This is a genomic window from Leucobacter luti (genome assembly GCF_050310065.1).
Classification (GTDB): domain Bacteria; phylum Actinomycetota; class Actinomycetes; order Actinomycetales; family Microbacteriaceae; genus Leucobacter; species Leucobacter luti_B.
This window is the reverse complement of the sequence record NZ_CP190007.1, coordinates 1756619-1770369: the sequence shown is the minus strand read 5'-3', so window position 1 is coordinate 1770369 and position 13751 is coordinate 1756619. Positions and strand designations below refer to the sequence as shown.

The window sequence follows — 13751 nt, the reverse complement described above, 5'->3', positions numbered from 1 at the left end:
TTCTGAGCGGGCGCGACGGGTGTGCGTGCGTCCTGGGTGATTCGGGATCAGCCTACTCCCCGGGGCCCACCCCGTTTGCTGCCACAGTGGTTAAGATGGGTGAATAGTTTCACCAGAGTGGCAAAGCACGACGGAGGCCCCGTGGCAGACACACACCACCCTCACAGCGACACGCCGCTGGGCGCCAGGAGCTCGCACTCCCCCACGATCGAGCTCGGCACGCTGCTCCACGACTATCAGCTCGGCCTCGTGCTGATCGCGGGCGCCGCAGAGGACCCGGGCAGCCGCCCCGTCCAGTGGGTCCACGTCAGCGAGCTCGGCGATCCGACCCCGTTCCTCCCGGCCCGCACGGTGCTCCTCACGACCGGCGCCCGCTTCACCGACGTGCCGACGCAGCGCGCCGCAGACGAGTTCGTCGAGCGCCTGATCGAGGCCGACGTCACGGCGCTCGGCGTCGCGGTCGGCCTGCACTGGGACCGTGTGCCGGATCGCTTCGTCTCCGCCTGCGACCGCCTCGGCCTCCCCCTCTTCCGCGTGCCCTACGACACGGCGTTCATCGAGATCGTGCAGACCGCGGCTCGGCTCCTCGAAGCGGGCACCAGGGCCCGGGATCTCTGGGCGCTCGAGGCCCAGCGCGCCGTGACGAACGCCTCGCTGCACCGAGACGGCCTCGCCGCGGTCGTGCGCGAGGCGACCGCGCGACTCGGCCACTGGCTCTGCGTCACGGACCGCACCGGCCGCATCGTCGAGTCGGCGGGCGGCGCCGGCCCCGCCCCGGTCTCCAGCGAGTGGCTGCGCCGCGAGGCGCGGCGGCTCGTCGATCGCGGCGTGAGCGCCGCACGGATCGAGGACGACCGAGGGCACGGGATCCGGCTCCAGACGCTCGGCCGCCAGCGCCAGATCCTCGGCGTGCTCGCCGTCGAGGATTCAGGGGCACCCGACACTGCGGAGCGCACCCTGCTCGGACTGGTGGCGGCCCTCGCCACGGTCCAGCTCGAGCATCGCAGCGGCCTCGACGCGGCGCAGGCCGCGCTCCGATCCGGCATCGTCCGCCTGCTCATCGAGGGGAACGAGGCCCTCGCCGAGCGGCTCGCGGCCGACACGCTCGTGCGGATCCCGCGGGGAGCCGTCGTCGTCGCGCGCTACGGCGACCCGAGCGCGTCATCCGATTTCTCCCAGGACCTCGGCTCGCTCGATGCGGGCAGCCCCGGCCTGTTCGCGGCGGTGATCGAGGACCGGCCCGTGCTCATCGCCGAGACGCGGCACCTGCCCGCGATCCGGCGCCTCTTCCTCACGCACGGGGTGCCGTGCGGGATCTCCGAGCGCGGGGCCGTGTCCGCGCTCGGAGAACTCCTCGGGCAGGCCGACCGCGCGCTCGACTACGCGCTCGCGAGCGACGCGCAGGGCCCGGTCGACTATCTCCCCGCGCTCCACGACGGCGTGCTCCACCTGCTCGCGGGCAGCACGGAGGCGCGGCGCCGCGCGAAGACGCTCCTCGCCCCCATCCGCCACCACGATCGCCGACACGAGGACGTCATCGAGGAGAGCCTCACGACCTGGCTCACTCACCACGGGCAGACAAGCCCGGCCGCAGCCGAGCTCGGGATCCACCGGCATACACTGAAGGCGCGGGTCCAGACCGCCGCGGGCCTCCTGCAGGCGGACCTCGACTCCCCCGACACCCGCGCCGAGCTCTGGGCAGCGCTCCGGATCCTGGCCGAGCACCGTCCGAAGGACGCAGCATGACCCTCGTCACCGTCGCCCACGGCCTGCCTCACTGCCCCGATCAGGGCCCCGCTCACTCCCCCGGCCAGCGCACCTCGTAGGGATCCCAGCCGCGCGGCTCGCTCGGGGCGCCGTCGACGAGGAACTCGGCCCCGTCAGCGGGCCCGTCCTCGACCCGGCCGATCTCGACGAAGCCGGGCGGCAGCGCGGCGCCCGGAGGGAATGTCGCGAGGAGGCCGTGGTCCTCGCCGCCCGTGAGCATCGCCGCGAGCGGCACCTCGACGCCGCCCTGGCGCCCGAAGCCCGCGACCAGCGCGTCTGAGGAGAGCGCCACAGCCACCCCGCTCGCCCGCGCGAGCCTCGCGGCGTCGATCGAGAGCGAGTCGGAGACGTCCATCATCGCCGTCGCCCCCGCCTCAGCCGCAGCGACGCCGAGCCCAATGGGCGGGGTCGGCGCCAGCTGCGCCTCGATTGCTGCGCCAAACTCGGCTTTCAGCACATCCAGCGTGCGGTCGTGAGCCGTACCGTCCGCTTCGGCCGCGCGCTCGAAGAGCAGCGAGAGCCCGAGACCCGCGAGCCCGAGCTGACCGGCGTAGGCGACCGTGTCACCCGCGGAAGCACCCGATCGCGTCACCGGATCCCGCCCCGCGAGCTCGCCGAGCGCCGTGACGGCCGCGACGATCACGGGCGCCGTGCCGAGATCGCCCCCAACCACGCCGCACCCGGGGGCGAGCTCGCGGCAGGCCGCGTCGAGCCCGCCCGCGATCTCCTCGAGCAGCCGCACCGGGGTGTCGCGCGGCACCGCGAGCGACACCGTGAGCCCGGTCGGGCGCGCGCCCATCGCGGCGACGTCCGAGAGGTTCGTCGCCGCGAGCTTCCAGCCGAGCTCGAAGCCGCTGTGCCACGCCGCGCGAAAGTCGGGGCCCTCGATCATCGTGTCGCTCGTGACGACGGTGTCGCCGGCGCTCCGCAGCACGGCGCAGTCGTCGCCGGGCCCCACGACCGCGGCACTCGCCGCCCCGAGCTGCGCGATCACGCGCGCGAGCACGCCGCGCTCACCGAGTTCCGAGACCGTCAGCTCCATGCTCCCAATGTAGTGGGAGCCGGTGGGGCGGCCTCCCATCCGGACGCGGCTAGGCTTGAGGTGTGACTCAGTTCGGGATCCGGCGCTTCGCCTCCACCGCGGCCCTCACGCTGCTGGCCGCTTCGCTCGTCGGCTGCGCCGGGCAGGTACCCATGGATCCGGCCGTCAACGCCGGGGATCCGGAGTGCGCGAACGTGATCGTGCGGCTCCCGCAGACGGTCGGGGGCTTCGAGAAGCGCTCGACGAACGCCCAATCGACGGGCGCGTGGGGCGATCCCGCGAGCGTGCTGCTCTACTGCGGGATCGAGCCGAGCGGACCGACGACCGACACGTGCGTCAACGTCAACGGGGTCGACTGGATCATCGACGAGAGCCGCGCCCCGCTCTACAGCTTCGAGGCCTACGGCAGGAGCCCCGGGCTCGAGGTCGTCGTCGACTCGCGCAAGGCGAGCGGCACCGAGGCGATCGTTGACCTGAGCGCGGTCGCGAAGATCCTGCCGCAGGAGCGGCAGTGCACGAGCCTCTCCGACACCTTCGACATCAAGAAGCAATGACGCCGGTGCGCCGCCGCACCGGGCGCCGGCCCCCTATCTGCGCCAGCCCTAGTAGGCCGGGCGCTTCTCGATCGCGAGCTCGATGAGCTCCGTGATGAGTTCCGTGTAGCCGAGCCCGGATTCCTCCCAGAGCCGCGGGTACATCGAGATCGGCGTGAAACCGGGCAGCGTGTTGATCTCGTTCAGGATCGGGCCGTCCGCGGTCAGGAAGAAGTCGATGCGCGAGAGCGTCGCACACTGCGCCACCTCGAACGCACGCACGGCCGCGTCCCGGATCGCCGCGAACTCGGCGTCCGTCACCCGCGCTGGCAGCTCGAGGTCGACACCCGACGCGCCGAGATACTTGGCCTCGAAGTCGTAGAAGTCGCGCCCGGAGAACACGATTTCCCCGATCACGCTGCTCGTGCGGGTCGGCTCGCCGCGGCGTCCCTCGAGCACGGCGATCTCGACCTCGCGGCCCGTCACCCCGGTCTCGATGAGCACGGTGCGGTCCTCCGCGAAGGCGATGTCGAGGGCGGCGGGGAGCCCGGCGGCCTCCGTCACGCGGCTCACGCCGACGCTCGATCCGGCGCGGGCCGGCTTCACGAACAGCGGGTACGCGAGCCCCTCGTCGAGGCGCTCCACGAGATACGCATCCCGGGCCAGCTCGTCCTGCGTGACGGTTCGCCACGGGGCGACGGGAATCCCGGCCTCGGCGAGCACCGTCTTCACGACGTGCTTGTCCATGCAGAGCGACGAGCCGAGCACGCCGCTGCCGACGTAGGGCAGGCCGACGAGGTCGAGCATGCCCTGCACCGTACCGTCTTCGCCGTAGGGTCCGTGCAGCATCGGCAGCACCGCATCCGCGCGGCCGAGCGAGCGCAGGACGCCCGATTCCTCGATGACCGTGAGCGAGCGCGTCGCCGTGGACGCAGGCCAGAGGACGCGCGTGCCGTTGTCGTGCACCTCGGGCAGGGAGCCCGCCTCGAGCCGGTAACCCGCGAGGTCCTCCTCGCTCATGAGCACGGTCGCGCCCTGCTTCGTCATGCCGACGAGGATCACGTCGAAGAGGCTGCGGTCGATCGCGCGCAGCACCCCCGCCGCGGTGACGCAGCTGATCCCGTGCTCGCTCGAACGGCCGCCGAACAGGATGACGACCGTGCGCTTGACGGCGCCGTTCGCGCTGGTGATCCCGTTATCCTGGGTGTCCTCGGTCACGACTGGTGTCCTTTCAAGCGATCGATGAACCGGCGCCAGCGGCCCGGCTCCTTGCCCCCGAGGGTGAGCTCGGGCTGCGGCACGTCGTCCTCGGTCGCGAGGTGCGGGCCCAGATTCTTCGGGGCCATCCGGCCGCTCAGCACCATCTGCACCTGCTCGACGATGGGCATCGTGATCCCGCGCTCGCGCGCGAGCTCGAGCACGGGCGGCACCGAGGTGATGCCCTCCGCGACCTGCTGCATCTGCTCCTTCGTCTCCTCCTGGGTGTACCCCTGGCCGATGAGGCGGCCGGCGGTGTTGTTGCGGGAGAGGGGCGACTGGCAGGTCGCGATGAGGTCGCCGAGCCCAGCGAGGCCGGAGAGGGTCGCGGCGTCCGCGCCCGAAGCGACCGCGAACTCGGTCATCTCGGCGAGCCCGCGCGTAATGATCGCGGCCTTCGTGTTCTCGCCGTATCCGACGCCGTCGACGATGCCGATCGCGAGCGCGATCAGGTTCTTCAGCACGCCGCCGAGCTCCGTGCCCACAACGTCGGTGTTGACGTACATCCGGAAGTACGGCGCCGAGGCGGCCGTGGCGATCTCCTGCGCGACCGAGAGGTCAGCGCACGAGGCGACGGCGCCCGTCGGCTGCTCCTTCGCGATCTCGAGCGCGATGTTCGGGCCGGAAATCACCCCGATGCGCTCCGGATCGAGGTCGAGCGTGTCGGAGATCACCTCCGACATCCGCATCGTCGTCGTCTTCTCGACGCCCTTCACGAGGCTCACGAGCACGCTGCGGCGATCCAGATACGGCTCGAGATCAAGCAGGTTCTGCCTGAGCGTCTGGCTCGGCACCGCGAGGAACACGAGCCGCGCGCCGCGGAGCGCCGTCTGCAGATCGCTCGTCGCCTTCAGCTTCTTCGGCAGGTTGATGCCCGGGAGGTACTGGCTATTGCGGCGTCCGACCTGAATCTCGCTCGCGACCTCGGGCCGGCGCGCCCACAGGGTCACGTCGCAGCCCGCGTCGCTCAAGATCTTGGCGAACGTGGTCCCCCAGCTCCCCGCGCCGATGACGGCGACCTTTCGGCCCCGATTGCGCGAGTTTCCGCCCGTCACCACGGGAATCGGCCGTGTGCTCAAAAGCGCCCCGTCTCGCTCTGCTGGTGCTTGCTCGGATCCCATCGCTCTGGCGGCGCCTGCTCGCCCCGCAGCTCCTCGAGGAGCGCGGTGATCGCGTCCATGAGCTGCTTCGTCGCCTCGCCGACGACCTTCTGATCCACCGTCCGGTCGGCGAAGCGGCTGAGATCGAGCGGCTCGCCCACCGACACCCTGATCGTCTTGCGCGGGAACGGGTGAATCTTCTTGCCGTAGCGGGGCATGAGCTCCTGCGTGCCCCAGTGCGCCACCGGGATGAGCGGGATCCCGGACACGAGCGCCAGGCGCACCGCGCCGCTCTTGCCGCGCATGGGCCAGAGATCGGGATCCCGGGTCAGCGTGCCCTCCGGGTACACGATCACGCCGGCCTCCCGCTCGATGAGCTCGGCAGCCGCGCCGATCGGGTTGCCCGAGCGGACGGAGGCGCGGGTCGCTCCCTCGCGCTCGACGGGAATCTGACCCGATCCGCGCAACATCCAGCCAAGCACGGGCACCTTGAAGAGGCTCGCCTTCGCCATGAAGCGGGGCAGCCGGCCGAGGTGCCAGACCGCGGCGCCCATCGCGATGGGGTCGATCTCGCTGTAGTGGTTCGGCGCCAGGATGAACGGCCCGCTCTTCGGCAGCTTGGACTGCGGCGTGAAGCGGTAGCGGACCATGGCCGACCACAGCGGCAGGATCAGTGCCGCGAGGAGCCAGAACATCGAGGGTCGACGCTTTTCCGCCGAGGGGCGGCTGCGGAGCTTTACCGTGTCAACCATGTCTCACATTATCCCGAATCCGGGGTCGCCGAGGCGCATACCGCCCCGGCGGACCGAAGAATACGTGGCTTAGCTCTCGTAGACGAAGTCTGCGCCGAGCAGGCGAAGCTTCTCGATGAAATTCTCGTAGCCGCGGGAGATGATCCCGATGTTCGTCACCTTCGAGGTGCCCTCGGCCGTGAGCGCCGCGATGAGGTGGCTGAAGCCGCCGCGAAGATCCGGAACCTCGACGTCGGCGCCCGTGAGCGGAGTCGGCCCGGTGATGACCGCGGCCTGCTCGAACTCGCGCCGCTTCACGCGGCGGTTATCGGCGGCGAGCCCCTCCGGGTGCACGACGATATTCGCGCCCATCTGGTTGAGCGCGTCGGTGAAACCGAAGCGGTTCTCGTAGACGGTCTCGTGGATCGTGGAGACGCCCTGCGCCTGCGTGAGCGCCACGACGAGCGGCTGCTGCCAGTCCGTCATGAAGCCAGGGTGCACGTCGGTCTCGATCGTCACGGGCTTGAGCTCACCGCCCGGGTGCCAGAAGCGCATGCCGTCGTCGTGGACCTCGAAGTCGCCTCCGACCTTCCGGAAGATGTTCAGGAAGGTCATCATCTCCTCCTGCTTCGCTCCCCCGACGAACACGTCGCCCCTGGTCGCGAGCGCGGCAGCAGCCCAGCTCGCCACCTCGTTGCGGTCGAAGATCGCCTTGTGGTCGTAGCCGCGAAGCTCCTCGACGCCCTCGATGAAGATGACGCGATTCGGCTCGACCGTGATGATCGCGCCCATCTTCTGCAGGATGCAGATGAGGTCGATGATCTCGGGCTCGATCGCCGCGTTGCGCAGCTCCGTCTGCCCCTTCGCGAGCACGCTCGTGAGCAGCACCTGCTCGGTCGCGCCGACCGAGGGGTAGGGCAGCTCGATGTTCGCGCCCGTCAGGCCGTTCGGCGCCGTCAGGCTGATCCCGCTCGGCAGCTTCTCCACGACCGCGCCGAACTCGCGCAGCGCGTCCAGGTGGAAGTCGATCGGCCGATCGCCGATCCGGCAGCCGCCCAGGTCGGGGATGAACGCCTCGCCGAGCCGGTGCAGCAGCGGGCCGCAGAACAGGATCGGGATCCGCGAGGATCCCGCGTGCGCGTCGATGTCGGCCTGATGCGCGACCTCGACGTTCGACGGGTCGAGGCGCCACTCGCCCTGATCCTCGCCGCGCGTGATGAGCACGCCGTGGAGGGCCAGGAGCCCCGCCACGACGCGCACATCGGAAATGTTCGGGACGTTGCGCAGCACGCTCGGCGTCTTGCCGAGGAGCGCCGCGACCATCGCCTTGGTCGCGAGGTTCTTCGCCCCCCGGACCTCGACACGACCCTGCAGCGGTCGCCCGCCGTTGATGATGATCTCATCCGAGGTGAGGCCGACACGGGCACCCGCCTTCTGGGCGTCCTTCTTGCGGCCGGCGGCGTCGGCATCCTCAGCGGGCGCCGCAGCCTTCGGCTCCGAGGTCACTTCCGTGCCCTCAGTGAGCTCATCATCAATTGCGTCGTTCACGCGGCCTCCACAGGTGTTGTCGTGGGCATCCAGCTCGGCCTGCGCGACTCGTAGTCGCTGATGGCGGCCTCGTTTCGCAGGGTGAGCGAAATGTCGTCGAGGCCCTCCTTCAGGCGCCAGCTGGTGTAGTCGTCGATCTCAAAATCTACCGTGAGGTCGCCGACCGAGACTGTGCGGTCGTCCAGGCTCACGGTGAGCTCGACGCCCGGCTCGGCGTCCATCGCCGCCCACAGCTTCTCGACGTCCTTCTCCGCGACCTGGGCCGCAAGGAGCCCCTGCTTGCCCGAGTTGCCGCGGAAGATGTCGGCGAAGCGCGCCGAGATCACGACGCGGAAGCCGTAGTCGCGCAGCGCCCACACGGCGTGCTCGCGGGAGGATCCGGTGCCGAAGTCAGGCCCGGCGACGAGGATTCGCGCCTCGCGGTAGGGATCCTGATTCAGGATGAACTCCGGATCCTGGCGCCAGTGATAGAAGAGCGCGTCGTCAAAGCCCGTCTTGGTGACGCGCTTCAGGAAGACGGCCGGGATGATCTGGTCGGTGTCGACGTTCGAGCGCTTGAGCGGCGCGGCGACACCCGTGAACGTGGTGAACTTCTCCATGGCTCAGGCCCCAACCTTCTCGTCGATTGCGATCGTCTGTGCTGTCGGCTGCGCTTCGGTCTGCGCACCGGGCTCCGCGTCGTGCGTGATGCCCTTCGCCGCGTCCTCCTGCAGGTCCCAGGGGCTCGACAGCGTGCCGCGGATCGCGGTCGCTGCGGCGACGAGCGGCGAGACGAGGTGGGTGCGGCCGCCCTTGCCCTGGCGGCCCTCGAAGTTACGGTTCGAGGTCGACGCGCAGCGCTCGCCAGGCGCGAGCTGATCAGGGTTCATGCCGAGGCACATGGAGCAGCCCGCGAAGCGCCACTCGCCGCCGAACTCCTCGATGATCTTGTCGAGGCCCTCGGCCTCCGCGTCGAGGCGCACCCGCGCGGAACCGGGAACGACCATCAGCCGCACGCCGTCGGCCTTCTTCTTGCCCTTGATCAGGTTCGTGAAGGAGCGCAGATCGTCGAGGCGGCTGTTCGTGCAGGAGCCCATGAAGACGGCGTCGACCGCGATCTCCTTCATCGGGGTGCCAGCCTCGATGTCCATGTAATCGAGGGCGCGCTCGGCGGCGGCCCGCTCGTTCGGATCCGAGAAGTCGTCCGGATTCGGCACGGCGTCGCTCAGCAGCACGCCCTGGCCCGGGTTCGTGCCCCAGGTGACGAACGGCTCGAGCGAGCTCGCGTCGATGTTTACCTCGGCGTCGAATACGGCGCCCTCGTCGGTCGGCAGCGTGCGCCAGTACTCGACGGCGCGATCCCAGTCCTCGCCCTTCGGCGCGTGCTCCCGGCCCTTGACATATTCGAAGGTCGTCTCATCGGGCGCGACCATGCCTGCGCGGGCGCCGGCCTCGATCGACATGTTGCAGATCGTCATGCGGCCGTCCATCGACAGGTTCCGGATCGCCGAGCCGCGGTACTCGAGCACGTAGCCCTGGCCGCCGCCCGTGCCGATCTTCGCGATGACGGCGAGGATGATATCCTTCGCCGTGACGCCCGGGCGGAGCTCGCCCTCGACGTTGATCGCCATCGTCTTGAACGGCTTCAGCGGGAGCGTCTGCGTCGCCATGACGTGCTCGACCTCGCTCGTGCCGATCCCGAACGCGAGCGCGCCGAAGGCGCCGTGCGTCGAGGTGTGGCTGTCGCCGCAGACGACCGTGATGCCCGGCATCGTGAGGCCGAGCTGCGGGCCCATGACGTGCACGATGCCCTGCTCCTTGTCACCGAGCGGGTGGGCGCGGACGCCGAACGCCTCGACGTTCTTGCGCAGCGTGTCGATCTGCAGGCGGCTCGTGAGATCCGCGATCTGACGCGTGATGTTCAGGGTCGGGGTGTTGTGATCCTCGGTCGCGATCATGAGGTCGACGCGGCGCAGCGGGCGATTTGCGGCGCGGAGGCCGTCGAAGGCCTGCGGGCTCGTCACCTCGTGGATCAGGTGGAGGTCGATGTAGATGAGATCCGGCTCGCCGTTCTCGCCCTTGACGACGACGTGGTCGTCCCAGAGCTTCTCGGCCAGGGTGCGGGGCCGGGGTGCTGATGCGGTTGCCTGTGCGCGATCATCGCTCATGTTGTGCTTCTCTTCTCGGTCTCTGGGTAATCAACACCGCGCCTAGCGAATCTATTTCGCCGCTGTGTCTCATCTATTTCGGCACTGCGCGCGGTGAATCGGCCATGCGAGGACTCCGCGACGGGTGGCCGATGGGCTAGACCCCGTCGCGGCGGTGAAGAAGAAGCACACGCCACGAACGCATAACCGGCAGTCTAGCACCGGCCACGGGCTTTGCGCGGCAGCAAGCGGTCGTGCCGCCGCGCCCCCTCTCATTTGGGGGTGCGGCGGCACGCATGCGCTCGGGATCCGGAGCCTACTGCTCCTCGCGGTGCTCCGCGGCGCCGAGGTGCAGGTGCTCGCCGCGCGACCGCGCCTCGCGGTTCGCCTTCACGAGGCTCAGGATCGTGGCGACCGCCATCGCGGCGACGATGAAGCCGAGCGAGAACCAGATGTCGATCTCGGGCACCGGCACATGCTCGCCGCCGTTGATGAACGGCAGCTCGTTCTCGTGCAGGGCGTGCAGGATCAGCTTCACACCGATGAAGGCGAGGATCGCCGCGATCCCGTACTTGAGGTACTCGAGCCGCTCGAGCAGACCGCCGAGGAGGAAGTACAGCTGGCGGAGGCCCATGAGCGCGAACACGTTCGCCGTGAACACGATGAACGGGCTCTTCGTGATGCCGAAGATCGCGGGGATCGAGTCGAGCGCGAAGAGCAGATCCGTCGTGCCGAGCGAAATGAGCACGAGCATGAAGGGGGTCCACATGCGCTTGCCGTCGACCGTGGTGCGGAGCTTGCCGCCGTCGTACTCATCGCTGATCGGCATGACCTTCTTCGCCTGGCGGACCACCCAGCTGTCGCCGCCATGATCCTCCTGGCCCGGCTTGATCTGCTGCCAGGCGGTCCAGATCAGCCAAGCGCCGAAGATGAAGAACACGGCGATGAAGCGCTCGATGATAGCGGCACCCGCGAGGATGAAGAGCCCGCGGAAGACGAGCGCGAGCACGATGCCGATCATGAGCGCGCGCTGCTGGTAGGCGCTCGGCACCTTGAAGCTCGCGAGGATCAGGACGAACACGAAGAGGTTGTCGATTGACAGGCTGTACTCGGTGAGCCAGCCCGCGAGAAACTCGGTGCCGTGCTGCACGTCGCCGAGCAGATAGATCGATCCGGCAAAGATCAGGGCGAGCAGGACGTAGAACCCGACCCACAGGCTCGCCTCGCGCATCGAGGGCACGTGAGGCCTGCGGACAATGAGCAGAAGATCGATCACGAGGATCGCGACGAGCACGATCATCGAGCCGATCTCGAACCAGAGCGGGAGGACGGATGTCACAGGAAGAACTTCTCCTTCGGCAGGCGCAGGGTGCGCGGAACGGCCGAAAGTCTCTTCCCGGCGCATTGCTGCGCCGCCCCCGCACCGGTCGCACGATGGCGTGCGGCGTACTGACGACACGGGCGAAAACCGGAATACTCCCTTTCGCGCTGACCACTATATCCCCTCAGACGCCGAGAGCAACGCTGCGATACGATGTGTCCCAGTTTTCACGAGACGATCCGGGAGCCCCACGTGAACCCACCCCACTCGCTGCCCATCGAACGCAGAATCGAGCGAGGCCCCAGCGCGGCGTCCCGCACGCTCGCAGGATTCATCTTCGCGAGCCGCTGGCTCCAGGCCCCCCTCTACCTCGGCCTCATCATCGCCCAGGCCGTCTACGTCGTCCTTTTCTTCGTCGAGCTCTGGCACCTCATCGAGCACTCCATCGTCGAGGGCAACTTCAGCGAGACCGACGTCATGCTCAGCGTCCTCGCCCTCATCGACATCGTCATGATCGCGAACCTGCTCATCATGGTCATCATCGGCGGGTACGAGACCTTCGTCTCGAAGATCCGCGTGCAGGGGCACCACGACGAGCCCGACTGGCTCTCCCACGTCAACGCGAACCTCCTCAAGGTGAAGCTCGCGATCTCGATCATCTCGATCTCGTCGATCCACCTACTCAAGACCTTCATCGAGGTCGGGCGAATGAAGGACGGTCTGGTCCTCGACGCGAAGGGCGAGCCGATCTACTCGTACGACGGCGTGTTCTGGGAGGTTGTGATCCACCTCGCCTTCATCGTCTCGGCGCTCGCCCTCGCCTGGATCGACAAGATGAGCCAGCACTCCCCCTCGAAGCACACGGACCAGCTCACGGCCGGCGCGGTCGAGGCCGAGCTGAAGGAGGCGCCGCGGGGGCCGGTTGTCGCAGCTGGTGGCACCCAAGAATTCGTGACCGTGCGGCTCCCGGCCGGGACGCCGCTCCCCGAGGGTGCGAGCGTGGTGCCGCCGCGGGGGTAGGCGTCCTTAGGGTTGTTTCCCGCGGTTGAGTCGGCCGTAAGGCCTCATTCCCGCAGTCGAGTCGGCCGGAAGGCCCCATTCGCGCGGTCGAGTCGGCCGTAAGGCCCCATTCCCGCAGTCGAGTCGGCCGGAAGGCCCCATTCACGGGCTTGAAAGGGGCCTTACGGCCGACTCGGCACGCGGCGACACCCCGAGGGCGATAGAGTGGTCGGCGGCGTCGGGATCCCGACAGCCCACGCGCGAGTGGCGGAATTGGCAGACGCGCTGGATTTAGGTTCCAGTGTCCTCGGACGTGGGGGTTCAAGTCCCCCCTCGCGCACGCATTCACCCTGGTCGCTGCATTCTCAGCGCCGGATCATCCCTCGTTTCGAGGACTTTGACCCCCGGGGTTCAGCGGCGCCCCCAGCGCCACGTGCCCCTCGCGCACCACAGTGCAATCGGTTCAGACCCGAGATTCCGCCGTCCCCTGATCAGCGGGCCGCAGGCTGCTCACCCCGCTGATCGCCGCCTCCACTGCGTAGTCGTAGTAGTGCGCGAAGGCGGCCTCGGCTCCTCCGGTCTCGGCGAAGCGCGCCATGAATCCATCGCCAAGCTCGCGGGCCTCGGGTGAATCGTCGGCAACCGCCCGAAACTCGGCCATCATGCTCTCGTGGTCGCGCGGCCCGTCGCCCTGCTCTACGCTCCGCTCATCACGCATCGCGAGCGTCGTCACAGCGGTGTTCAGGAGAAATGAGTAGGCGATCCCGCTTTGCTCCCCGAATCCGCCGGCCCGCAGGCGCCGGATCCCGCCCTCGACGATCGGGATCATGACAGGGATGGTCGGCCCGTGCATGAGCGTCCACTTCGCAACCCCGGGAAACTCCCCCGTGAGCGGGCCGAACTGCGTGAGCAGCTCGCGGAACCAACTCTCCCAGGCGAGTGTTTCGCTCGGGATCGCGACACGCTCGAGCACCCGCTCGACCACGCCCCTGCAGAGCAGATCCTTGCCCCCGACATGGTGGTAGATGGCCGACTGCTTGACGCCGAGCGCGCCGGCGAGATCCCGAATCGACCAGGAGAACAGGTGGGAGGAGCGGGTGAGATCGAGGGCCGCGTCGATGACGCGCTCCGGCGTGAGTCCCACGTGAAATCGCTCCGCCTGCATGCGTTTCATGCTACCCGGCGATGCCCGGCGGATCGCAGACGCGCGACGGGCGTCAACAAACATCCGATTGAAGTAAGGCCCGCCTAACACTATGCTGAAGCCGCTTGATTAGAACGCTGTTACACGCTATCTTGATAATTATTCTCAACAAGGAAGGGCGTG

At 68.8% G+C, this 13751-nt stretch carries 12 protein-coding genes and 1 tRNA gene; 4 read left to right on the top strand and 9 right to left on the bottom strand.

Annotation, left to right across the window (positions count from 1 at the left end; all coding sequences use genetic code 11):
* The first annotated feature begins 141 nt into the window (after nucleotides 1–141).
* Complete coding sequence (locus ACOPJ3_RS08130; RefSeq protein ID WP_427868691.1) at nucleotides 142–1746, top strand: PucR family transcriptional regulator; 1605 nt, start codon at nucleotides 142–144, stop codon at nucleotides 1744–1746.
* Between the two features lie 52 nt (nucleotides 1747–1798).
* Here ACOPJ3_RS08130 and thiL read toward each other — a convergent pair whose 3' ends face one another.
* Nucleotides 1799–2809, bottom strand: a complete 1011-nt coding sequence (gene thiL / locus ACOPJ3_RS08125; protein ID WP_427868690.1) for a thiamine-phosphate kinase — start codon at nucleotides 2807–2809, stop codon at nucleotides 1799–1801.
* Nucleotides 2810–2871: 62 nt separating this feature from the next.
* On the opposite strand from thiL, the gene ACOPJ3_RS08120 reads away from it, so the two are divergent.
* Nucleotides 2872–3363: a DUF3515 domain-containing protein gene (locus ACOPJ3_RS08120; protein ID WP_427868689.1), complete on the top strand. Its 492-nt coding sequence runs from the start codon at nucleotides 2872–2874 to the stop codon at nucleotides 3361–3363.
* A gap of 48 nt (nucleotides 3364–3411) precedes the next feature.
* Here the strand turns inward: ACOPJ3_RS08120 and ACOPJ3_RS08115 are convergent, their stop codons facing one another.
* From ACOPJ3_RS08115 to ACOPJ3_RS08085, 7 genes are all read right to left on the bottom strand, one after another.
* Complete coding sequence (locus ACOPJ3_RS08115) at nucleotides 3412–4560, bottom strand: D-alanine--D-alanine ligase family protein (RefSeq protein WP_427868688.1); 1149 nt, start codon at nucleotides 4558–4560, stop codon at nucleotides 3412–3414.
* Entirely contained in the window at nucleotides 4557–5654 is a 1098-nt protein-coding gene (locus tag ACOPJ3_RS08110; protein WP_427868687.1) for an NAD(P)H-dependent glycerol-3-phosphate dehydrogenase, read from the bottom strand. Before ACOPJ3_RS08110 ends, ACOPJ3_RS08115 begins: the two co-directional genes overlap by 4 nt.
* 20 nt (nucleotides 5655–5674) lie before the next feature.
* Complete coding sequence (locus ACOPJ3_RS08105) at nucleotides 5675–6451, bottom strand: lysophospholipid acyltransferase family protein (protein ID WP_427868686.1); 777 nt, start codon at nucleotides 6449–6451, stop codon at nucleotides 5675–5677.
* 69 nt (nucleotides 6452–6520) lie between these two features.
* Complete coding sequence (gene murA, locus ACOPJ3_RS08100) at nucleotides 6521–7828, bottom strand: UDP-N-acetylglucosamine 1-carboxyvinyltransferase (RefSeq protein WP_427871189.1); 1308 nt, start codon at nucleotides 7826–7828, stop codon at nucleotides 6521–6523.
* Nucleotides 7829–7974: 146 nt separating this feature from the next.
* On the bottom strand, nucleotides 7975–8577 hold the full coding sequence (gene leuD / locus ACOPJ3_RS08095) for a 3-isopropylmalate dehydratase small subunit (RefSeq protein WP_427868685.1): 603 nt from the start codon (nucleotides 8575–8577) through the stop codon (nucleotides 7975–7977).
* A gap of 3 nt (nucleotides 8578–8580) precedes the next feature.
* Nucleotides 8581–10125: a 3-isopropylmalate dehydratase large subunit gene (gene leuC, locus ACOPJ3_RS08090; protein ID WP_427868684.1), complete on the bottom strand. Its 1545-nt coding sequence runs from the start codon at nucleotides 10123–10125 to the stop codon at nucleotides 8581–8583.
* Nucleotides 10126–10420: 295 nt separating this feature from the next.
* Nucleotides 10421–11443 carry a TerC family protein gene (locus tag ACOPJ3_RS08085; protein ID WP_427868683.1) on the bottom strand — a complete coding sequence of 341 codons (1023 nt, stop codon included), beginning with the start codon at nucleotides 11441–11443 and terminating at the stop codon, nucleotides 10421–10423.
* A 234-nt stretch (nucleotides 11444–11677) separates the two neighbouring features.
* Here ACOPJ3_RS08085 and ACOPJ3_RS08080 point away from each other — a divergent pair, with 234 nt between their 5' ends.
* Together ACOPJ3_RS08080 and ACOPJ3_RS08075 are read left to right on the top strand one after the other, a co-directional pair.
* Entirely contained in the window at nucleotides 11678–12445 is a 768-nt protein-coding gene (locus tag ACOPJ3_RS08080; protein ID WP_427868682.1) for a TIGR00645 family protein, read from the top strand.
* A 237-nt stretch (nucleotides 12446–12682) separates the two neighbouring features.
* Nucleotides 12683–12764, top strand: a tRNA-Leu gene (locus ACOPJ3_RS08075).
* Nucleotides 12765–12887: 123 nt separating this feature from the next.
* Here the strand turns inward: ACOPJ3_RS08075 and ACOPJ3_RS08070 are convergent.
* Complete coding sequence (locus ACOPJ3_RS08070; RefSeq protein WP_427868681.1) at nucleotides 12888–13589, bottom strand: TetR/AcrR family transcriptional regulator; 702 nt, start codon at nucleotides 13587–13589, stop codon at nucleotides 12888–12890.
* Between the last annotated feature and the right edge of the window lie 162 nt (nucleotides 13590–13751).